The 20,682-nt window shown below is 52.6% G+C and carries 19 protein-coding genes; 18 read left to right on the plus strand and 1 reads right to left on the minus strand.

Features of this window, described 5'->3' with window-relative positions; genetic code table 11:
* Positions 1–10: 10 nt before the first annotated feature.
* From AMM03_RS08585 to AMM03_RS08600, 4 genes are all read left to right on the plus strand, one after another.
* On the plus strand, positions 11–706 hold the full coding sequence (locus tag AMM03_RS08585) for a DUF484 family protein (protein ID WP_090130396.1): 696 nt from the start codon (positions 11–13) through the stop codon (positions 704–706).
* 10 nt (positions 707–716) lie between these two features.
* Positions 717–1,694, plus strand: a complete 978-nt coding sequence (locus AMM03_RS08590; RefSeq protein WP_090130398.1) for a tyrosine recombinase XerC — start codon at positions 717–719, stop codon at positions 1,692–1,694.
* 51 nt (positions 1,695–1,745) lie between these two features.
* Positions 1,746–2,930, plus strand: coding sequence for a class I SAM-dependent rRNA methyltransferase (locus tag AMM03_RS08595; protein WP_090130399.1), 1,185 nt, complete (start codon positions 1,746–1,748; stop codon positions 2,928–2,930).
* Between the two features lie 162 nt (positions 2,931–3,092).
* Entirely contained in the window at positions 3,093–4,220 is a 1,128-nt protein-coding gene (locus AMM03_RS08600; protein ID WP_090130401.1) for a CobW family GTP-binding protein, read from the plus strand.
* A gap of 157 nt (positions 4,221–4,377) precedes the next feature.
* Here the strand turns inward: AMM03_RS08600 and AMM03_RS14385 are convergent, their stop codons facing one another.
* Entirely contained in the window at positions 4,378–4,980 is a 603-nt protein-coding gene (locus tag AMM03_RS14385) for a hypothetical protein (protein ID WP_194942829.1), read from the minus strand.
* An 85-nt stretch (positions 4,981–5,065) separates the two neighbouring features.
* Between AMM03_RS14385 and dksA the strand changes: the two genes are divergently transcribed.
* The 14 genes from dksA (at position 5,066) to AMM03_RS08675 (ending at position 20,647) form a co-directional block, all read left to right on the plus strand.
* The gene (dksA, locus tag AMM03_RS14390) at positions 5,066–5,701 is read left to right on the plus strand and encodes an RNA polymerase-binding protein DksA (RefSeq protein WP_090130821.1); all 636 of its coding nucleotides are present in this window, start codon (positions 5,066–5,068) and stop codon (positions 5,699–5,701) included.
* A 353-nt stretch (positions 5,702–6,054) separates the two neighbouring features.
* Entirely contained in the window at positions 6,055–6,483 is a 429-nt protein-coding gene (gene mraZ, locus AMM03_RS08615; protein ID WP_090130405.1) for a division/cell wall cluster transcriptional repressor MraZ, read from the plus strand.
* Complete coding sequence (rsmH, locus tag AMM03_RS08620; RefSeq protein ID WP_369793678.1) at positions 6,458–7,423, plus strand: 16S rRNA (cytosine(1402)-N(4))-methyltransferase RsmH; 966 nt, start codon at positions 6,458–6,460, stop codon at positions 7,421–7,423. The genes mraZ and rsmH overlap by 26 nt, the downstream gene beginning before the upstream one ends.
* Positions 7,420–7,716: a cell division protein FtsL gene (gene ftsL, locus AMM03_RS08625; protein WP_090130408.1), complete on the plus strand. Its 297-nt coding sequence runs from the start codon at positions 7,420–7,422 to the stop codon at positions 7,714–7,716. The genes rsmH and ftsL overlap by 4 nt, the downstream gene beginning before the upstream one ends.
* On the plus strand, positions 7,713–9,446 hold the full coding sequence (locus tag AMM03_RS08630; protein WP_090130410.1) for a peptidoglycan D,D-transpeptidase FtsI family protein: 1,734 nt from the start codon (positions 7,713–7,715) through the stop codon (positions 9,444–9,446). The genes ftsL and AMM03_RS08630 overlap by 4 nt, the downstream gene beginning before the upstream one ends.
* Positions 9,446–11,008: a UDP-N-acetylmuramoyl-L-alanyl-D-glutamate--2,6-diaminopimelate ligase gene (locus AMM03_RS08635; RefSeq protein ID WP_090130411.1), complete on the plus strand. Its 1,563-nt coding sequence runs from the start codon at positions 9,446–9,448 to the stop codon at positions 11,006–11,008. Before AMM03_RS08630 ends, AMM03_RS08635 begins: the two co-directional genes overlap by 1 nt.
* The gene (gene murF / locus AMM03_RS08640) at positions 11,005–12,459 is read left to right on the plus strand and encodes a UDP-N-acetylmuramoyl-tripeptide--D-alanyl-D-alanine ligase (protein ID WP_090130413.1); all 1,455 of its coding nucleotides are present in this window, start codon (positions 11,005–11,007) and stop codon (positions 12,457–12,459) included. The genes AMM03_RS08635 and murF overlap by 4 nt, the downstream gene beginning before the upstream one ends.
* Positions 12,449–13,627, plus strand: coding sequence for a phospho-N-acetylmuramoyl-pentapeptide-transferase (mraY, locus tag AMM03_RS08645; RefSeq protein WP_090130415.1), 1,179 nt, complete (start codon positions 12,449–12,451; stop codon positions 13,625–13,627). The genes murF and mraY overlap by 11 nt, the downstream gene beginning before the upstream one ends.
* Before the next feature lie 2 nt (positions 13,628–13,629).
* Positions 13,630–15,144, plus strand: coding sequence for a UDP-N-acetylmuramoyl-L-alanine--D-glutamate ligase (gene murD, locus AMM03_RS08650; protein ID WP_090130417.1), 1,515 nt, complete (start codon positions 13,630–13,632; stop codon positions 15,142–15,144).
* Between the two features lie 50 nt (positions 15,145–15,194).
* Positions 15,195–16,424 (plus strand): putative lipid II flippase FtsW, encoded by a 1,230-nt coding sequence (gene ftsW, locus AMM03_RS08655; protein WP_090130823.1) that lies wholly within the window; start codon positions 15,195–15,197, stop codon positions 16,422–16,424.
* On the plus strand, positions 16,421–17,482 hold the full coding sequence (gene murG / locus AMM03_RS08660) for an undecaprenyldiphospho-muramoylpentapeptide beta-N-acetylglucosaminyltransferase (protein WP_369793679.1): 1,062 nt from the start codon (positions 16,421–16,423) through the stop codon (positions 17,480–17,482). Before ftsW ends, murG begins: the two co-directional genes overlap by 4 nt.
* The gene (murC, locus tag AMM03_RS08665; protein ID WP_090130419.1) at positions 17,479–18,888 is read left to right on the plus strand and encodes a UDP-N-acetylmuramate--L-alanine ligase; all 1,410 of its coding nucleotides are present in this window, start codon (positions 17,479–17,481) and stop codon (positions 18,886–18,888) included. The genes murG and murC overlap by 4 nt, the downstream gene beginning before the upstream one ends.
* A complete protein-coding gene (locus AMM03_RS08670; protein ID WP_090130421.1) occupies positions 18,885–19,862 on the plus strand; it encodes a D-alanine--D-alanine ligase in 978 nt (325 codons plus the stop codon). The genes murC and AMM03_RS08670 overlap by 4 nt, the downstream gene beginning before the upstream one ends.
* On the plus strand, positions 19,859–20,647 hold the full coding sequence (locus tag AMM03_RS08675) for a cell division protein FtsQ/DivIB (protein ID WP_090130422.1): 789 nt from the start codon (positions 19,859–19,861) through the stop codon (positions 20,645–20,647). Before AMM03_RS08670 ends, AMM03_RS08675 begins: the two co-directional genes overlap by 4 nt.
* Positions 20,648–20,682 lie beyond the last annotated feature (35 nt).

Genomic DNA, 20,682 nt, shown 5'->3' on the forward strand with positions numbered 1-20,682 from the left:
AAAGACCGGCATGACTCCAACTTCTATCAATCCGATGAACCCCATCACTGAAGATGACATCGCAGATTTTTTAGCCAACACGCCTGATTTTTTTGAGCGTCATGCCCAGTTGTTGGCGTCGGTTCATTTGATGAGCCCTGACAACCATCGCTCAGTGAGTTTGCAAGAGCGTCAGGCGCAAATGTTGCGCGACAAAATTCGTGCCTTGGAAATGCGCATCATGGACATGATTCGCCATGGCAACGAAAACATGATCATCACCGAGAAGCTGCAAAAGTGGGCCTGTGAGTTGTTGCAGACGCCTGCAGCGGAACGTGTTCCTTCTGCGTTGAAAAATATCGAGTCGCGCTTTCAAGTGCCCCAAGTGGCGGTGCGTTTGTGGGGCGTCTCAGATGTATTTACCGATGCGGCCTATGCCCAAGCTGTCGCCGATGAAGTCAAACAAACTGTTTCAACGTACAACTCACCTTTTGTGGGTGCCAGTGCCGGCCTTGATCCTGTTCAATGGTTGCAAGAGCCTGCGCAAGCGGCCTCGGTGGCGCTGTTGCCGCTGCGTTTGACAAAAGATCAGGCGCCATTTGGTTTGTTGGTTTTGGCATCGCCCGATGCCCAACGTTTTCACAGCGGCATGGGCACCGATTTTCTAGAGCACTTGGCAGAGCTTTGCAGTGCGGCATTCTCAGCCTTGTTGCCTGCCAAAGGATAAGGCTTTTAACATGGACGAGCGCGTCGCTCGGTACCTAGACCATGTGCGTTTTGAAAAACGCCTGGCCGAGCGAACCACGACGCTTTACTCGCTGGACCTGCACAAATTGACCGAGTTGGCGAATGCGGCCAATGTCGATTTAGCCCAAGTTCAAACGGTGCATGTGCGCCGTTGGGTGGCACAAATGCACAGTGGTGGCCGCACAGGCCGCGGCATTGCCCTCATTCTGTCGGGCTGGCGAGGTTTCTACCATTGGTTGGCGCGCGAGAGTCTCATTGCACACAACCCTGTTGAGGGGGTGCGTGCCCCCAAAGTGGCCAAGCCTTTGCCCAAAGCCTTGGGCGTCGATGAAGCCGTGCAATTGGCAGAACATATTGAGGAAGCAGACGACCCCTGGTTAGAAGCGCGTGATGCTGCCATGGTGGAACTGTTGTATGGCTGTGGTTTGCGGGTGGCCGAGCTGACCGGTTTGGATGTGGTGGCCAGTACGGAAGCGTCCAAAAAAGGCCGGGGCTGGATAGATTTACAAGGCGCCGAAGTGATGGTGCAAGGCAAGGGCGGCAAGCGCAGAACGGTGCCTTTGGGTCAAGCGGCTTTGAAAGCACTCGCCATTTGGTTGCCTTTGCGCAGTCAAGCCATGGGCATGATGACGCAAGCAGTGCCGGGCTTGTCAGATGCTGCGCTGGCGCTGTTTCCGGGTCAGCATGGCACGCGCTTGACGGCGCAGTCGGTTTGGCAACGCTTAAAGCGCCGCAGCTTGTTGGCTGGCCTGGCCACGCCGGTGCATCCCCACATGTTGCGGCACTCGTTTGCCAGCCATGTGCTGCAATCGAGCAGCGACCTTCGGGCGGTGCAAGAGTTGTTGGGTCATGCCAACATCAGCACCACGCAGGTCTATACGCGTTTAGATTTTCAGCATCTGGCCAAGGCCTACGACGCGGCCCACCCCAGGGCTAAACGCGGTGCTGGCAATTCAGAGAAAAAATAATCACCCATTGCCTCAGAGTTTTAGACCCTCACACGGTGGGACAATGCCGGTATGAAAACGATTCGACTCAAAGCAGGCAAAGAACGTTCTTTGCAACGTCAACACCCTTGGATTTTTGAATCGGCCATTGCCAAAGGCAGCGCCGATGCCGGAGAAACTGTGCGTGTGGAATCACACGAAGGAGTGTTTTTGGCATGGGCTGCTTTCAGTCCCACTTCGCGCATTCGTGCCAGGGTTTGGAGTTTTGACGAAGCCCAACGCATCGACAACGCATTCATTGAGGGCTTGATTCAAAAATCGGTGCAAGCCCGCAGTTTGTTTGACATTCAAAGCAATGGCATGCGTTTGGTGCATGGTGAGTCCGATGGCTTGCCGGGTTTGGTGGTGGACCGCTATGACGATACATTGGTGGCGCAATTTACTTCTTGCGGCACAGAGCGTTTCAAGCAAGTGATGGCCGATGCGCTGCTTAAAGCCACGGGTTTGACCAAGCTGTATGAGCGCTCGGATGCCAACGTGCGTTCATTGGAAGGCTTGCCAGAAGTCACAGGTTGGTTGCGAGGCAAGGGCCCCACCGAGATCAAGTTGCAAGAGCATCAGTGGCAGTTGTCACTCAACATTGCAGAGGGTCACAAAACAGGTTTTTATTTGGATCAGCGCGATAGCCGCTACCGGTTTTACCAACACTCGGTGTTTCGCAAATTTAAAAGCGTGCTCAATTGTTACTGCTACACAGGGGGCTTCAGTGTGGCTGCACTTGCGGGGGGTGCTGCGCATGTCACGTCAATTGATTCTTCGGGGCCTGCCATTGAAAAGGCCAAGGCCAATGTGTTGCTGAATGGCTTTGACTTGTCTCGCACCACGTTCATGGATGCCGACGTCAATGCTTCATTGCGTGCGTTCATTGAGCAAGGCGTTCAGTTTGATGCCATTGTGTTGGATCCGCCTAAGTTTGCACCGACGGCGGCGCATGCCGATCGGGCTGCTAGAGCTTACAAGGATATCAATCGGCTGGCGTTTAAGTTGTTGGCGCCGGGTGGAGAGTTGTTTACTTATTCTTGTTCGGGTGGAATCAGTGCCGATTTGTTTCACAAGATTGTGGCTTCTGCTGGGACAGATGCGGGGGTGGATGGGTACATCAGTGAGCGTTTGCAGGGGGCGCCGGATCATCCTATGACTGTTTATTTTCCTGAAGGGGAGTACCTTAAGGGGTTGGTGGTGGTTAAGAAGCTTTGACTTCCTTGCGCTCGCTGTGCAAGGATGCCTTGTGCGGGCGCCTCATACTGGGGTACCAGAAATCGTTGCCCGCACAAGTCATCCTTACCCAGAATAGTTTTTGCGGGGGTGGGTACACTTCATTTAAATATTTCGACTGTTTTCTCTCTTTGGAGTAATTTCATGGCTTTGATTCCTGCAACCATCCTGACTGGCTTTTTGGGGTCGGGTAAAACGACGCTGCTTAAGCGGGTGTTGACTGAGGCGCATGGTCAGAAGATTGCCATCATTGAGAATGAATTTGGTGAAGAGAACATTGACAACGACATTTTGGTGTCGGACACCAATGAGCAAATCATTCAAATGAGCAATGGGTGTATTTGCTGCACCATTCGGGAAGATTTGCGGACCACATTACAAACCTTGGCGGCACAAAAACGCAAAGGCGAACTAGATTTTGACCGCGTGGTCATTGAGACTACGGGCTTGGCTGATCCGGGTCCTGTGGCGCAAACGTTTTTTATGGACGATGAGATTGCCGAGAGCTTTTTGTTGGACTCGATCCTCACCTTGGTCGATGCCAAGCATGCGGCGCAGCAACTGAACGACAGGCAAGAAGCGCGTCGTCAGGTGGGCTTTGCAGATCAAATTTTTATCAGCAAGGCAGATTTGGTTGAGCCAGCGGATCTGGAAGCTTTGAAGCATCGTTTGGCGCACATGAACCCCCGCGCCCCGCAAAAGGTGGTGCATTTTGGTGAGGTTTCTTTGGCTGAGGTGTTTGATTTGCGGGGCTTCAACTTGAATGCCAAGCTCGACATCGATCCTGACTTTCTGAAGGAAGATGAGCCGCATGTGCACGACGAGCATTGCGGTCATGATCATGACCATGACAAGGCACACGGTCATGCACACGGTCATGCGCAGGGGCACGATCACCACGACCATCAACACGGCGAACATTGCGATCATCCGTCACACCAGGGTGAAGGCCATGGACATCACCATCACTTTGATGACGATGTGAAGAGTTTTGTCTTTAAATCAGACAGGGCCTTCGATCCTGCCAAGTTGGAAGACTTTTTGGGGGCCATCGTCAATGTGTATGGTCCGCGCATGCTTCGATACAAGGGTGTCTTGAATATGCAAGGCACTGAAAGAAAAGTCATTTTCCAAGGCGTTCACCAGCTCATGGGCAGTGATTTAGGGCCTGTTTGGGCTGAAAACGAGCCCAAAGTTAGCAAAATGGTCTTTATTGGGATTGACCTGCCCAAAGACATTTTGTTGCAAGGCTTGGAACAAAGTTTGGTTTAGTTTTTCTGAAAGCGTTTTAAGGCCGTTCAGTCGCTACAATCTGCGCCCTGACGGGGTCCCTTAATCGGGGCCTCCATATGCCCAGAAGGTCGAGAATCATGGGTTTTGACGCAAATGAGCCAATGACCACAACTCATTTGCCAATGGCTGGTACCCATCAAGGTACGTAAGCCGCCACGGCTAGGAGACAGGACGTGAAAAAGCCCCTTAAAACGAGCTCAAAAACTGCAGTGAAAAAAATCACCCCCGCAAGCAAGCCAAAGGCCAAGGGGGCTGCGCCTGCTAAGAAAGCGGCCAAGCCTGCACCGGCCAAAGCTGCACCTCCCAAAGCCGTGACCAAGGGCAAGCCGGTTGTGAAGAAAGCCGCTACAAAAGTGGCCCCTAAACCCGCCACGAAGCCAATGGCCAAGCCACTTGCAAAGTCGAGCAGCAAACTGGCGCCTAAAGCCGTCGTGAAAGCTTCGCCTAAAGTGGCCCCCAAGGCAGCTGCCAAACCAGTTGCCAAAACACCTTCCAAAGGGCTGGTAAAGCCAGTGGTCAAAACTAGCGCAAAGGCTGTTGTAAAGCCAGTCGCTAAAGCAGCCACAAAGCCAGTCGCCAAGGCGCCTGTCAAGCCCGTTGCCAAACCGACCAAAGCCCCTGTCAAGGTCGTCGCTAAAACGCCACCGGCAACCAAAGTTGCCGCTAAAGTTGCTACCAAAGAATCACCTAAAGCTGCACCTAAATCAGCTTCAAAGGCAGAAGCAAAACCGGTAGTCAAAAAGCTCGTCAACGAGGCTGTTAAGCCAGTTGCCAAGTCAGCCAAAGAAGAAAAAAACAAGTCTAAAACCCCTGTTGCTGCACCCGTGGCCGAAACGCCGGTTGTTGCAGCGGATGTCCCAGCCCGCGCCGTCCGGCCTTCAGCACGACTCGCTCAAATTACAGTGCCATCGATGGCTCAATCGGTGGCATCAACGGCTGCAAAAGCCAGTTACTTACAAAACATGCCCACCCAAGTTCTCACTCCTCCCCCTTTTGTTGCTGTTAAAAAAGACCCCAAGTTGGCCAATAACTGGAAAACCAAAAAACCCGACCAGTTGACAGACGCAGAAGTCATGGCCATGTCTGACAACGACTACATGAACGATGCCCAAATGGCATTTTTCAGGCTCAAGTTGGTTCAACTCAAGCAAGGCATCTTGGCCAATGCCGGTGAAACCACCGAGCATCTACGTGAAGATACTGTGGTGGTGCCCGATCCTGCAGACCGTGCCACCATTGAAGAAGAGCATGCCTTGGAGTTGCGGACTCGCGACCGTGAGCGCAAGCTTTTGAAGAAAATCGAGCAGTCCATTCAGCGCATCGATGCGGGCGATTATGGTTATTGCGACGAAACGGGCGAGCCCATTGGTGTCGGTCGTTTGTTGGCCCGCCCCACCGCCAATTTGTCGCTGGAAGCGCAGCAACGACGAGAGTTGAAGCAGAAAATGTTTGGCGATTAATTGAAGCGCCAATGGCATTCAAAAAGGCTCCCAAGTGAAGTTTCTTGGGAGCCTTTTTTTCTGGCGCATGTGGCAAACAACGCCCTCTCCGAAAATAATTTAAAAAATGTCAAATTTTTTTAATCATTCAAATGTCTCAGAAGTTACTTGCAGACAAACATCTAAGTACCTAATTTTCAAGGATTTTTTCCGGCATATTCTCATGCAAACAGTCGTCTAAGCCCTTGATTTCATTGAAAAAAACTTGAAAAACCCCTTGCGGGGTGGTGAATTCCTGATACAGTGCAAAAAAGTGCAATTAAGTGGGAGAAATACCCAAATTGCGTGTGTTGTATTTAGGAATCGAGAATTTAGTGTTTCAAGGTGCATCTTCGTTGAGTTTGGACGCCAAGGGCCGCCTGTCGGTCCCGACGCGTCACCGCGAGGTTTTAAGCGCCACAGCGGGTGGTCAATTGACCATCACTAAGCACCCCCACGGTTGTTTGATGGTGTTCCCTAGAACCGAGTGGGAGCGTTTCCGCGAACGCATTGCACAACTGCCCATGGAAGCGCAGTGGTGGAAACGAATTTTCTTGGGCAACGCCATGGATGTCGAAATGGACGGCACGGGTCGTGTTCTCGTATCACCTGAGTTGCGAGCTGCAGCTGGCATCGCCAAAGACACCATCTTGCTGGGCATGGGCAATCACTTTGAGTTGTGGGACAAAACGGCCTACGACACCCAAGAGGCGAAAGCCATGCAGGGCGACATGCCCGATGTCTTCAAGGACTTTTCGTTCTGAGGCCTGCGTGACATCTAATTGGCAACACACCACCGTCTTGCTCACTGAAGCGGTTGATGCATTGTTAGGCAATGCAGGCGATGCCGCCGAAAAAAACACCTATGTCGATGCTACCTTTGGCCGCGGTGGCCATTCGCGTCTGATTTTGTCGCGCTTACCTGAAGGCTCGCAACTCATTGCATTTGACAAAGATGTCGAGGCCATTGCCGAAGCTGCCCAGATCAAAGATGCTCGGTTTTCTATTCGGCATGAAGGCTTCAGGCACTTGGGTGAATTGCCCGAAGGCAGCATCTCAGGTGTGTTGATGGACCTGGGAATCAGCTCCCCTCAAATTGACAACCCCGACAGGGGTTTTTCTTTTCGTTTCGATGGCCCCTTAGACATGCGCATGGATACCACGCGCGGTCAGAGTGTGGCCGAGTGGCTGGCCAGTGCCAGTGTGGAACAGATCACGGAGGTTGTGCGTGACTATGGCGAAGAACGGTTTGCTTTTCCGATTGCAAAGGCGATTGTGGCTCGCAGACAAGAGCGGGGCCCAATTTCATCCACCGCCGATTTGGCCGGGATCGTGGCTAACACGGTCAAAACCCGCGAGCCGGGCAAGGACCCTGCAACGCGGACATTTCAGGCTCTTCGGATTTTCATCAACGCCGAGCTTGAGGAGCTTGAACAAGCGCTAGAGGCCAGTTTGCAGGTCCTGCAGCCTGGCGGTCGCTTGGTGGTCATCAGTTTCCATTCTTTAGAAGATCGCATCGTCAAGCAATTCATTGCCAAGCACTCTAAAGAAGTTTATGACCGCCGTGCGCCGTTTGCAGTGCCACAGGCCATGAAGCTGAAATCATTGGAGCGCATTCGCCCCAGTGACATGGAAGTGGCAGCCAACACGCGCTCGCGCAGCGCCATCATGCGCGTAGCTGAGAGAACGGCGGTGCTTGCATGACGCGCCTGAACCTGATCTTGGTGATTGCCATTATTTTGTCGGCCATGTTTTTGGTTCACAGCCACTATGAAGCGCGTCGATCTTTTATGGCGTTAGAGGCTGCGACCAAAGAGGCCACACGACTTGAGCTTGAATACGAGCGCTTGCAAGTTGAGCGGCGTTCGCAGGCATCGCCTTTGCGCATCGAGCAAATAGCCAAGCAGCAATTGCAAATGCGCTTGGTCACGCCGGGTATCACGCAGTATGTGAAACAGCCCGCCGATATGCAAAAGCCAGCAGAGGTTAAGCCATGAGCCGCAGTGTTCAGCTTTCCTCTAGCCCTTTGTTGGCCAGTAAGACGCCAGTCTGGCGAAGCAAGCTCATTGTGGCTGCGATGGCTTTGGCTTTTGTCGGCTTGGCGGTGCGAGCTGCCTATGTACAAGTGATTGAAAATGCGTTTTACAAGCGCCAAGGTGAGGTTCGCTTTGCACGGACACTTACTTTGCCTGCCAACCGAGGCAGAGTGCTAGACCGCAATGGTTTGATTTTGGCGTCCAGTGTGCCGGCCCCCAGTGTTTGGGCCAACCCCGAAGAAATTGATCGATCACCCGAAGGCTTGAAACAACTCAGCAAGTGGCTAGAAATGACGCCCGCTGAATTGGCCAAAAAATTAGAAAACGAAGACAAGACATTTGTTTGGTTGCGCCGTCAAATGGACGAGCAGGTGGTCAAGGAAATCTTGGCTTTGAACATCAAAGGCATATACACCATCAAGGAATACAAGCGCTTGTATCCCGAGGGCGAATCTGCAGCACACATTGTGGGCTTCACCAATGTGGAAGACAAAGGCCAAGAGGGTGTTGAGCTGATTTTCCAAAACCAATTGGCAGGCAAGCCAGGCGCACGTCGAGTCATCAAAGACCGTTTGGGCCGAGTAGTTGAAGACGTAGGACAAATGACGCCACCCGTCGATGGTGAAGATTTACAACTCAGCATTGACAGCAAAGTTCAATTTTTTGCCTATCAAAAACTGCGCGAAGCGGTCTTAGAAAACAAAGCCAAAGCAGGCAGTGTGGTAGTTCTGGATGCGCAGACCGGCGAAATTTTGGCGCTGGCCAACTATCCAAGTTACTCACCCGACAAGCGCGTCAATTTGAGTGGTGAGCAATTGCGCAATCGGGCCTTGACGGACACGTTTGAACCCGGCTCCACCATGAAGCCATTCACCATAGCATTGGCCTTGGAAAAAGGTTTGATCAAACCAGAGACGGTCATTCAAACTGCCCCAGGCCACATCAACATCACGGGCTCCACCATTACCGATGCACACCCGCACGGTGCCTTGACTGTGAATGAAGTGATTCAAAAATCAAGCAATGTGGGTACGGTCAAGATTGCCATGCAGATGCAGCCTCGCGAGATGTGGGAAATGTTCACGGCAGTCGGTTTGGGCCAAAAACCGCAGCTCCCATTCCCTGGTGTTGTCAGTGGCAAATTAAGGGCGGCCAAAACTTGGCGGCCCATTGAACAAGCCACCATGAGTTATGGCTATGGTGTGTCGACCAGTCTTTTTCAAATGGCTCGGGCGTACACCATTTTTGCAAGCGATGGTTATTCATTGCCTGCAACGCTCATTAAAAACGGTCAAATTCCTGCGGGTGTCCCAGTCATCAGTCCTAAGCACGCAGCCGACATGCGCCACATGTTGAACATGGCGGCAGGTCCTGGTGGTACAGCCCAAAAAGCGCAAACCATTGGTTACTCAGTGGGCGGCAAAACGGGCACGGCCCACAAGCAAGAAGGCAAGGGCTACGCCAATAAAAAATACCGAGGCTTCTTTGTCGGCATGGCGCCCATTGAAAAGCCACGCATTGTTGTGGCGGTCATGATCGATGAGCCTTCCAATGGTCGTTATTACGGCGGTGATGTGGCGGCCCCTGTTTTCAGTCAAACCGTGCAGCAAAGTTTGCGCTTGATGGGCGTGCAGCCCGACATGAATGTGAAGCCGCAAATTGTGGCCAATGCCGTGGAGGAGTCGTTCTGATGCAAACATTGCACAGTCCCACTCAAGCTGCAGCTTGGTTGCGTCAGCGAGTGACTGGCAATTTGTGCACGGACAGCCGTGCTGTGCGTCAGGGCGATGGCTTTATAGCGTGGCCTGGTGCTGCCACCGATGGCCGGGCTTATGTGAGTTCTGCTTTGTCGCAAGGTGCTGCCGTGTGCCTGGTTGAAGCGCAGGGTTGTGACAAATGGTCAGAGGCTTGGCCAGTCGATGACGGCAAAGATCTTGTGGCAGCGTATGCCGGCTTAAAGGCAGATACGGGCTGGATTGCCGATGCTTACTACGAGCAACCCAGCCAAGCTTTGAAAGTTTTGGCGGTCACTGGCACCAACGGCAAAACCTCCAGTACTTGGTGGTTAGCGCAAGCCCTTAATGCGATAGCCAGGCAAGACAATTCAGCAGCGCGCTGTGCAATTGTTGGCACTTTGGGTGTGGGTGAACCGCCCAACTTGTTGGCCACAGGCATGACAACACCCGATCCTGTGTTGATGCAGACGCAATTTAAAAAGTGGGTGACCGATGGTGTCACGCATTGTGCGATTGAAGCCAGCTCCATTGGTCTTGCAGAACATCGGCTTGCGGGTACGCGCATTCAATTGGCTGTGTTCACCAATTTCACACAAGACCATTTGGACTACCATGGCTCCATGGCGGCTTATTGGCAGGCCAAAGAAGCCTTGTTTGCTTGGCCTGATTTACAAGTCGCAGTGATCAATGTCGACGACGAGCAGGGTGCCAAGCTGGCCAAGCAACTGCAAAACAATTTGTTGAACGCCAACAAAGCCCTCGACATTTGGACCTGCTCAAGCCAAAACAAACCTGCGCGCCTGCAAGCCACAGCTTTGAAACGCAACGTGTCTGGTTTGTACGTTGAGGTGGTCGAAGGCACGCAAGTCTTGCCTTTGCAAACTGCCTTGATGGGTGACTACAACATCGACAACTTACTGGGTGTGATCGCGGCATTGCGCGCAATGGGCGTGAGCTTGCCGCAAGCAGTCAAGGTCTGTAGCGAACTTAATGCAGTGCCTGGGCGCATGGAAAAAGTTTCAGTTCAAGGGAACGATCAGCTGCCGCTGACTTTGGTGGATTACGCTCACACGCCCGATGCGGTGACGCAAACATTGCTGGCGCTCAAGCCGTTTGCCCAATCCTTAGGTTCTAAATTGTGGTGTGTCTTGGGCTGCGGTGGTGATCGGGATGCCAGCAAACGCCCCTTGATGGCAGCAGCAGCAGAAGCCGTTGCAGACCATGTGGTGTTAACCAGTGACAACCCTAGAAGTGAACAGCCAGATCGCATCGTGGCCGACATGCTCAAGGGTTTGAAGGCTCCGAATGCGGTTCACCAGCAACTTGATCGTGCCAAAGCCATCGAACATGTGGTGGCTGCTGCTGGCCCGCGCGATGTCATTTTGATTGCAGGCAAAGGCCATGAAGAAACGCAAGAAATTGCGGGCGTGAAGCATCCGTTTGATGACCGTGTGCATGCGCAACAAGCATTGCGACAACGCGCTGCAGGCGTTTTGAAGGCAGGAGCTGCCTCATGAACATGACGCTGGCCCAACTTCAAACTTGGCTGCCATTGGCTGTGCCTGTGTTGGCTACAGGCCATGCTCGCCTTGCCACTGAAGTTCAAATTAAAGCTGTTCGCACAGACAGCCGCAGTGTGATTGCAGGCGATTTGTTTATTGCCCTCAAAGGCGAAAAATTTGATGGCACGGCCTTCTTGAAACAGGCTCAGGAACAGGGTGCTGTGGCTGTGGTATTTGAAGCAGACAAGCCAACGCAAGGCGAGCACCTGAAATATTTAGAGGGTCTGACAGTACCGGCCTTCTGTGTACCCAATGCACGCGAAGCACTGGGTGAGTTGGCTGCACAATGGCGTCGTCAATTTGCCTTGAGCTTGATTGGTGTCACTGGAAGCAATGGCAAAACAACGGTCACGCAAATGATTGCCGCCATTTTGCGGGCAGACGAAAGTCAAGCGTCTTTGTCGACACAAGGCAATCTGAACAATGAAATTGGTGTGCCGCTCACCTTGTTCAATTTGCGCGACCATCATCGACGTGCCGTGATTGAGTTGGGTATGAACCATCCTGGCGAGATTGAAGTGTTGGCGCGTTTTGCGCAGCCTACGGTTGGTTTGGTCAACAACGCACAGCGTGAGCACCAAGAGTACATGGCCACTGTAGAGGCTGTGGCTCTTGAAAATGGACAAGTAATCAGCGCTTTGCCTGCCAATGGTGTCGCCGTGTTTCCTGCGCAAGATGATTACAGCGCTTTGTGGAAAGGTCTTGCGGGTCAGCGCAAGGTCGTGACATTTGGTTTTGAAGCGGGCGATGTTCAAGCCCACGACATTGCATGGACGGCTGGCGCTTGGCAATTCAAGTTGTGGACCGCGCATGAAAGTTTGCCTTGTCGCTTGTCTATCGCGGGTCGACACAATGTCTTAAACGCATTGGCTGCAACGGCTTGCGCATTGGCTGCTGGCATGAACTTGTCTCAAATTGTCAAAGGCCTTGAAAGCTTTGAGCCCGTTAAAGGACGCTCCAAATCTTGGGAGTGGCAAATTGAGGGTCATGCCTTTACTTTGGTGGACGACACCTACAACGCTAATCCAGATTCTGTTCGCGCCGCCATCGATGTGTTGGCTGAATTGCCTGCGCCACGCATGTTGGTGTTGGGTGACATGGGTGAAGTGGGACAAAAAGGCCCTGAGTTTCATGCCGAGGTGGGTGCCTATGCCAAAGCGCGCGGCATTGAAGCCCTGTTGACCTTGGGTGATTTGTGCCAACACAGCAGCACGGTTTTTCAAGGTGCCAAGCACTTTGGCGATATGGAAGTCTTGAAGCAATATGTGTTGTCACACATTGCAGGACAAAAAAGTTTGGTGATCAAAGGATCACGCTTTATGAAGATGGAACGTTTGGTTGAAGCATTGCGTGAACGCACTGAGTCTGCTCAAGTACAAGAAAGAGAGTCAGTGCATGCTGCTTAATTTGGCTCAGTGGTTGCAAACCTTGTCGCCCGAATGGGGATTTTTGCGAATCTTCCAATACATCACGTTTCGCGCGGTCATGGCGGCCATGACCTCTTTGCTGATTGGCTTGATTGCAGGCCCTGCTGTCATTCGCCATTTGACCTCTTTGAAAATTGGTCAGCCCGTGCGTGGCTACGGCATGGAAACGCATTTGGCAAAAAGTGGCACGCCCACCATGGGCGGAGTGCTTATTTTGTTGTCGATTGCTATCAGCACCTTGTTGTGGTTTGACTTGTCCAATCGCTTTGTTTGGATTGTGCTCATTGTGACTTTGGGATTTGGTGCCATTGGCTGGGTTGACGATTGGCGCAAGGTGGTCAACAAAGATCCTGAAGGTATGCGCTCACGCGAAAAATACTTCTGGCAATCGGTCATTGGTTTGTTGGCAGCCTTCTATTTGGTCTTCAGCATTTCCGAAAGTTCTAACCTGCGCGTGATGGACTTGTTCTTCAAATGGGTGATCTCTGGCTTTGATGTGAACTTGCCACCCAAGGCAGGTTTGCAGGTGCCGTTCTTCAAAGAAATCAGCTATCCCTTAGGTGTCTTTGGTTTCATGTTCTTAACTTACTTGGTCATTGTGGGTTCGAGTAACGCTGTCAATTTGACCGATGGTTTGGATGGATTGGCCATCATGCCGGTGGTCATGGTGGGTTCGGCTTTGGGCCTGTTTGCCTACCTGACTGGCAGTTCGGTGTATGCCAAGTATTTGTTCTTGCCCTACATCCCTGGCGCAGGTGAGCTGTTGATTTTCTGTTCCGCCATGGCCGGTGCAGGCTTGGCATTTTTGTGGTTCAACACACATCCTGCGCAGGTGTTCATGGGTGATGTGGGTGCGCTGGCCTTGGGCGGTGCACTGGGCACCATTGCCGTCATTGTTCGTCAAGAGATTGTGTTGGCCATCATGGGCGGCATTTTTGTGGTGGAAGCCTTGTCGGTCATGTTGCAAGTGTCTTATTTCAAATACACCAAGAAAAAATACGGCGAAGGTCGCCGCATTTTGAAGATGGCACCTTTGCACCACCACTTTGAAAAGAGTGGCTGGAAAGAAACCCAAGTGGTTGTGCGTTTTTGGATCATCACCATGCTGCTTTGCTTGGTGGGTCTGTCGACTTTGAAGCTCAGATAAACATGAAATACCTTCAAGGCCAACACATTTTGATTTTGGGGCTGGGTAGCTCAGGTCTCGCCATGGCGCGCTGGTGTGCGTTCATGGGGGCAGAAGTGACAGTGGCCGATACACGTGATGCGCCTTCTAACTTGGCTGTTCTTCAGAGTGAATTGCCCGAGGTGAAATTTATCGGTGGCCCCTTGCGTGCAGAATTGATTGATGGCACATCGGTTCGCTCAGTCTTTGCAAGCCCGGGTTTGGCGCCTACCGAAACAGCGCCGGTGCTAGATGCCGCCAAATCTTTGGGACTGTGGGTGGGTGGTGAGCTCAGCTTGTTTGTGCAAGGTTTGGAAAAGCTCAAGATCACACAAGATTACGCACCCAAAGTGTTGGCCATTACGGGCACCAATGGCAAGACAACCGTCACTTCCCTCACCGGGCAGCTGATTGAGCGTGCTGGCAAAACAGTCAAGGTGGCAGGCAACATTGGCCCCACTTTGTTAGACACGCTGCGTGAATCGATGGAAGCCGAGTTGCCAGAGGTTTGGGTGTTGGAGCTCTCTAGTTTTCAGCTCGAAAGTTCAGGCCCGTTTGAGCCCAGCGCTGCAACAGTTTTAAACATCTCGCAAGATCACTTGGATTGGCACGGCAGCATGGAAGCTTATGCCGCTGCCAAACAAAAAATCTTTGGTCAAACATCTTTGATGGTGCTGAACCGCGAAGACGCCAGAGTGATGGCCATGTTGCCCGAGCCTGTTCGTGCCAAGCTGCAAAAACCCATCGAGCGTGAGCACATCACCTATGGCGCCGACATGCCACAGCGCCCAGGCGATTTTGGTTTAGAGACAGTCAATGGCATGACCTGGTTGGTGCGTGCCTTGGAGTCAGACGAAACACGTCGCTTGCGCAAAGGTGAAGTGGAAGAAATTCACATTCAACGACTGATGCCTGCCGATGCACTCAGAATTCGCGGCAGACATAACGCCGTCAATGCGTTGGCTGCGTTGGCTCTGGCCAGTAGCACGGGTTGCAGTTTGGCGTCGATGTTGTTTGGTCTGCGTGAATACCAAGGCGAACCGCACCGCGTTCAGTCTGTGGCCATTGTGAACGACATTGAATATTTTGACGACAGCAAAGGCACCAACGTGGGTGCCACGGTAGCGGCGCTCACAGGCTTGGGTGCCGAGCGCAAAGTACTGGTCATTTTGGGCGGTGAAGGCAAGGGTCAAGATTTTTCACCTTTGGCTGAACCTGTCGCCAGATATGCGCGCGCTGCGGTTTTGATCGGCCGCGATGCGGCGCTCATTCGAGAGCATATTCAACTTTGTGGTGTGCCATTGATCGACGCCAGCACATTGCCTGAGGCTGTGAAGGCGGCTCAAGAATTGGCCCAAAAGGGAGACGCTATTTTGCTGTCGCCGGCTTGCGCCAGTTTTGACATGTTCAAAGATTATGGTCACCGTGCCCAAGTTTTCTGTCAGGCCGTAGCCGATATTGCAGACGCAGCAGGTCAAGCGATGGAGGGTTCGCTGTGAGCACCTTGTGGTCGCGCATCACGGATGGGGCTTCTGGCTTGCTCGGCCGAATGGGCGGCGGCGCCATGCAAGCCTCCGGCGAAATGGGACTGCCTGTCAATTTGGGCAGCTACGACTACGCCAAAAACTCAGGTGCGCAAGGCAAGATTCAAAACATCGACCAAACCCTTTTGTGGGTGGTGGTGGCTTTGTTGATGTGGGGAATGATCATGGTCTACTCGGCCAGCATAGCCATGCCTGACAACCCCAAGTTTGCCCGCTACGCACAAACGCATTTCTTGATGCGACACATCATTTCCATTGCAATTGGTTTTGGAGTTGCCTTGTTAGCGTTCCAAGTGCCTCTTGAAACATGGGAAAAAAATGCACGGCCCCTGTTCATCGCCGCCCTCATTCTTTTAGCGGCAGTGTTGCTGCCATTCATTGGCAAAGGAGTGAATGGCGCCAGACGCTGGATTTCTTTGGGCATCATCAACTTCCAGCCTTCTGAATTTGCCAAACTGGCCGTCATCATTTATGCCTCCGATTACATGGTCCGCAAAATGGAGGTGAAAGAGCGCTTCTTCCGCGCGGTATTGCCGATGGGTGCGGCTGTTGGTTTGGCAGGTATCTTCTTGTTGGCTGAACCAGACATGGGTGCGTTCCTGGTGATTGCCATCATCGCCATGGGCATTTTATTTTTGGGCGGCGTGAATGCCCGCATGTTCTTCCTGATCTTGGCCATCTTGGTGTTTGCATTCGCCATGATCATTGCGACGTCGCCTTGGCGCCGCGAACGAATTTTTGCTTACCTGGATCCTTGGGATCCCACGCACACATTGGGTAAGGGGTATCAACTCTCGCACTCTTTGATTGCCATTGGTCGCGGTGAAATCTTTGGTGTGGGATTGGGCGGCAGTGTTGAGAAATTGCACTGGTTGCCTGAAGCGCACACCGACTTTTTGTTGGCTGTGATTGGCGAAGAATTTGGTTTGGTGGGTGTGGTTGCTGTCATCGGCATGTTCTTGTGGCTCAGCCGTCGCATCATGGTCATTGGTCGTCAAGCCTTGGCCTTGGACCGCACCTTTGCAGGTTTGGTGGCGCAGGGTGTGGGTATTTGGATTGGCTTTCAGTCCTTCATCAACATGGGCGTGAACTTGGGTGCATTGCCCACCAAAGGTTTGACTTTGCCGCTCATGAGTTATGGCGGATCGGCCATCTTGATGAACATGGTGGCCATCGCCATCGTCTTGCGCATCGATTCCGAGAACAAGCAAATGATGCGGGGAGGCCGATCATGAGTCGCTGCGCATTGATCATGGCGGGCGGAACGGGCGGACATATTTTCCCAGGCCTGGCTGTGGCCGAATCTTTGCGTGCAGCAGGTTGGCGTGTCCATTGGTTGGGTGTGCCCGGCAACATGGAAAGCCAGTGGGTGCCGCAGCGTGGCTTTGCGTTTGAGCCCGTTGAGTTTGGGGGTGTGCGCGGTAAAGGTCCGCTCAGTTTGGCATTGCTTCCCTTGCGATTGCTCAAAGCATTTTGGCAAAGCATTTTGGTGGTGCGACGAGTCAAGCCCAACGTGGTGGTCGGTCTGGGTGGCTACATCACTTTTCCTGGCGGCATGATGTCTGTGCTGTTGGGCAAACCTTTGGTGTTGCACGAACAAAACTCTGTTGCAGGAATGGCCAACAAAGTTTTGGCAGGTGTTGCCGACAAAATTTATACCGCATTCCCCGATGTGCTCAACAAAGGTCTTTGGGTTGGCAATCCCTTGCGTCAAGATTTCTTGAACAAACCCTCCCCAGCAACACGTTTCGAAGGCCGAAGTGGACCTTTGAAATTGTGGGTGGTCGGTGGCAGCTTGGGTGCGCAGGCTTTGAATGACATCGTGCCCAAAGCTTTGGCTTTGTTGCCTGAAACCGACCGGCCTGTGGTGGTCCATCAAAGCGGTGCCAAACAGATTGAAGCCCTGAAAAACAACTATGCCAACGCGGGCGTTAAAGCGGAACTGACCCCTTTCATTGAGGATACCGCCCAAGCATTTGCCGATGCCGATTTGATCATTTGCCGTGCCGGTGCCAGTACCGTGACAGAAATTGCAGCCGTTGGCGCAGCCGCTATTTATGTGCCTTTCCCTTTTGCGGTGGACGATCACCAAACGACCAATGCCAATTTCTTGGTCAAACAGGGTGCAGGTTGGCTCATGCCTCAGGCTCAGCTAACCCCCGAGCTGTTGGCTGCACGTTTGCAGCAATTGACCCGTCCAGAATTGTTGGCCTGTGCAGAAAAAGCCTGGGCTATGAAAAAAATCCACGCCACCCAAGAAGTGGTTGCAGCCTGTGAGGCCTTGGCCGCATGAAACACGCCATTCGTCATATTCATTTCATTGGTGTCGGTGGTTCCGGCATGAGCGGCATTGCAGAAGTTTTGCTCAACTTGGGCTATACCGTATCGGGCTCTGATTTGGCCGATAGTCCAACCTTGCGACGTTTGTCGGGTTTGGGCATCCAAACCCATGTCGGTCACAGTGCCGAGAATGTGCAAGGTGCCGATGCGGTGGTCACGTCGACTGCCGTCAAGTCAGACAATCCAGAAGTATTGGTCGCACGTGCCAAGCACATTCCCGTGGTGCCCCGCGCTGTCATGTTGGCCGAGTTAATGCGCATGAAGCAAGGTGTGGCCATTGCTGGCACACACGGCAAAACCACCACCACCAGTTTGGTGGCCAGTGTTTTGGCAGAAGGCGGTCTAGATCCAACCTTCGTCATTGGTGGGCGGCTTAACAGTGCGGGGACCAATGCCAAACTGGGAACCGGTGACTACATTGTGGTGGAAGCCGATGAGTCGGACGCATCCTTCTTGAATCTGTTGCCCGTGATGGCGGTGGTGACCAACATCGATGCGGACCACATGGAAACCTATGGTCACGACTTCGAGAAATTGAAGTCTGCATTTGTCGACTTTTTGCACCGCATGCCTTTTTATGGCACAGCCATCTTGTGCGCCGACGATCCCGGCGTGCGAAGCATCATTGACGCCTTGGCCAGACCTGTCACCACCTATGGTTTGCAGGAAGGCGCACAAATCAGAGCCATCGGTGTGAAAGCCGAAAACGGTCAGATGCGCTTCACCGTTCAGCGCCGCAATGGCGTCGTCTTGTCCGACCTTCAAATCGTGTTGAATTTGCCGGGTGAGCACAACGTCTTGAATGCTCTGGCCGCCATAGCCGTTGCCGTTGAATTGGGAGTGGACGATGCCGCTGTGGTCCGAGCATTGGCCAACTTCAAAGGCGTGGGTCGCCGTTTCCAAAGGTATGGCGAAGTCAAACTGCAAAAAAAGCCAGGTAGCTTCACATTGATTGACGATTATGGTCACCATCCCGTCGAGATGGCGGCCACCTTGGCTGCCGCACGCGGTGCGTTTCCGGGGCGTCGTTTGGTCTTGGCTTTTCAGCCGCACAGATACAGCCGAACACGCGATTGTTTTGAAGACTTTGTCAAAGTCATCAGCCATGGTTCAGACACTGTTTTGTTGTCAGAAGTTTATGCCGCGGGTGAGTCGCCCATCGTTGCGGCAGATGGCAGAACTTTAGTGCGAGCTTTACGTGTCGCAGGCAAAATTGAACCTGTTTTTGTAGATAAAATTGAGGGCATGGCGCAGGCTATTTTTGACAATGCGAATGACGGCGACGTCGTCATTTGCATGGGTGCCGGCTCTATCGGCGCAGTGCCCGCTCAAGTCCAAAAAATGGGAGGTGCGGCATGAGTGCAGCGTCTCTGCAATTTGGCAAAGTAGCGGTCCTCATGGGGGGGCGTTCTGCCGAACGTGAAATCTCTTTCATGTCTGGTCAAGGTGTTTTGGCCGCTTTGCGCGCACAGGGTATCGATGCACATCCTTTCGATCCAGCTGAACGCGATTTAGCAGAACTCAAAAAAGAAAATTTCGATCGTTGCTTCATTGCTTTGCACGGCCGCTTTGGCGAAGACGGCACTGTTCAGGGCGCTCTCGAGTTGCTTGGCATTCCCTACACGGGTTCAGGTGTCATGGCTTCTAGCATTGCCATCGACAAAACCATGACCAAGCGGGTGTGGCTGTCTGAAGGCGTGCCCACACCCAAATATGTCTTGCTCAAAAACGACAACTTAGGTGCTGCAGCCCAAGCGCAAGTGCTGCAAACTTTGGGACTGCCCTTGATTGTCAAACCAGCCCGCGAAGGCTCGTCAATTGGCGTGTTCAAGGTTGTCAACGCCAGTGAGCTTCAACATGCCCTTGAAGAAGCTGCCAAATGCGACACCGATATTTTGTGTGAACAGTTCATTGCGGGCGATGAAGTGACATGTCCCGTCTTGGGTGAGGGCGACAACGCCCAGGCCCTGCCCGTGATTCGCATTGTGGCGCCTGCAGGCAACTACGACTACGAGAACAAATACTTTACCGACGACACCCAATATTTGGTGCCGTGCGGTTTACCAGAGGCCGAGGAAAAAGCCATTCAAGCGCATGTGCTGAAGGCCTACCGCGTCTTGGGCTGTAAAGGTTGGGGACGCGTCGACGTCATGATTGACGCCAAGACAAGACAAGCCTATCTGCTCGAAATCAATACGTCACCTGGCATGACCAGCCACTCGTTGGTGCCCATGTCGGCCAAAGCAGCGGGCATGGACTATGAGGCGCTGTGTTTGCATTTGTTAAGCAATGCAGGCTTAGAGCATCCTACCAATAGCAAGGGAGTGGCATGAAAAAACCCATTGTCTTGCCCATGGATGTGCGACTGATGCAATGGACGTCGTTGACCTTGTTGGGTCTGGCCTTCTTGTTGTGCATCGCAAGCACCATCGGATGGCTGTTGCGGCACCCGGCGTTTTCCATCCAGGGTATTACGGTGAAGGGTGATGTCACCCACAGCAATGCTGTCACTTTGCGTGCCAATGTGTTGCCGCAACTGTCAGGCAATTTTTTCACCCTCAACTTATTGCAAGCACGGCAAGCGTTTGAACAAATCCCATGGATTCGTTCTGCCTTGGTAAGACGTGAGTTTCCAAATCGCTTGTCAGTGACTTTGGCTGAATATCAGCCTGTGGCGCAGTGGGGTTTCGAGGGCGATGGCAAATTCCTGAGTGTCGAGGGCGCTGTCTTTGAGGTCAACGCGGACGATGTTGAAACAGAAAGCTTACCCCTCTTGAAGGGGCCTGAGTCACAAGCTAAAACTGTGTTGGACATGTACAAATTTTTGAAGCCTATGTTGGCCAAGATGGACATGACGCTGGATAAATTGGAACTCAGCCAACGGGGTAGTTGGTCGGCTCAGTTGGCTTCGGGTGCCACCCTTGAATTGGGCCATGGCACGCAACAAGAAATTGGCGACAGATTGCAATTGTTTTATAAAACTTTGACCCAAGTGGCATCGCGTTATGGCCGCTCGGTTACATCCTTGTTGTCCGCTGATTTGCGCTATGACAATGGTTATGCCCTGCGCTTAAGAGGTGTGAGTACGGTGGTCCCAGAGGCTTTGAAAAAACCTTGAACAGTAGATTGAAGATTTAGACAAGAACGGTTGAA

Origin of the sequence: Limnohabitans sp. Rim11, from assembly GCF_001269365.1 — a bacterium.
Taxonomy (GTDB): domain Bacteria; phylum Pseudomonadota; class Gammaproteobacteria; order Burkholderiales; family Burkholderiaceae_C; genus Limnohabitans_A.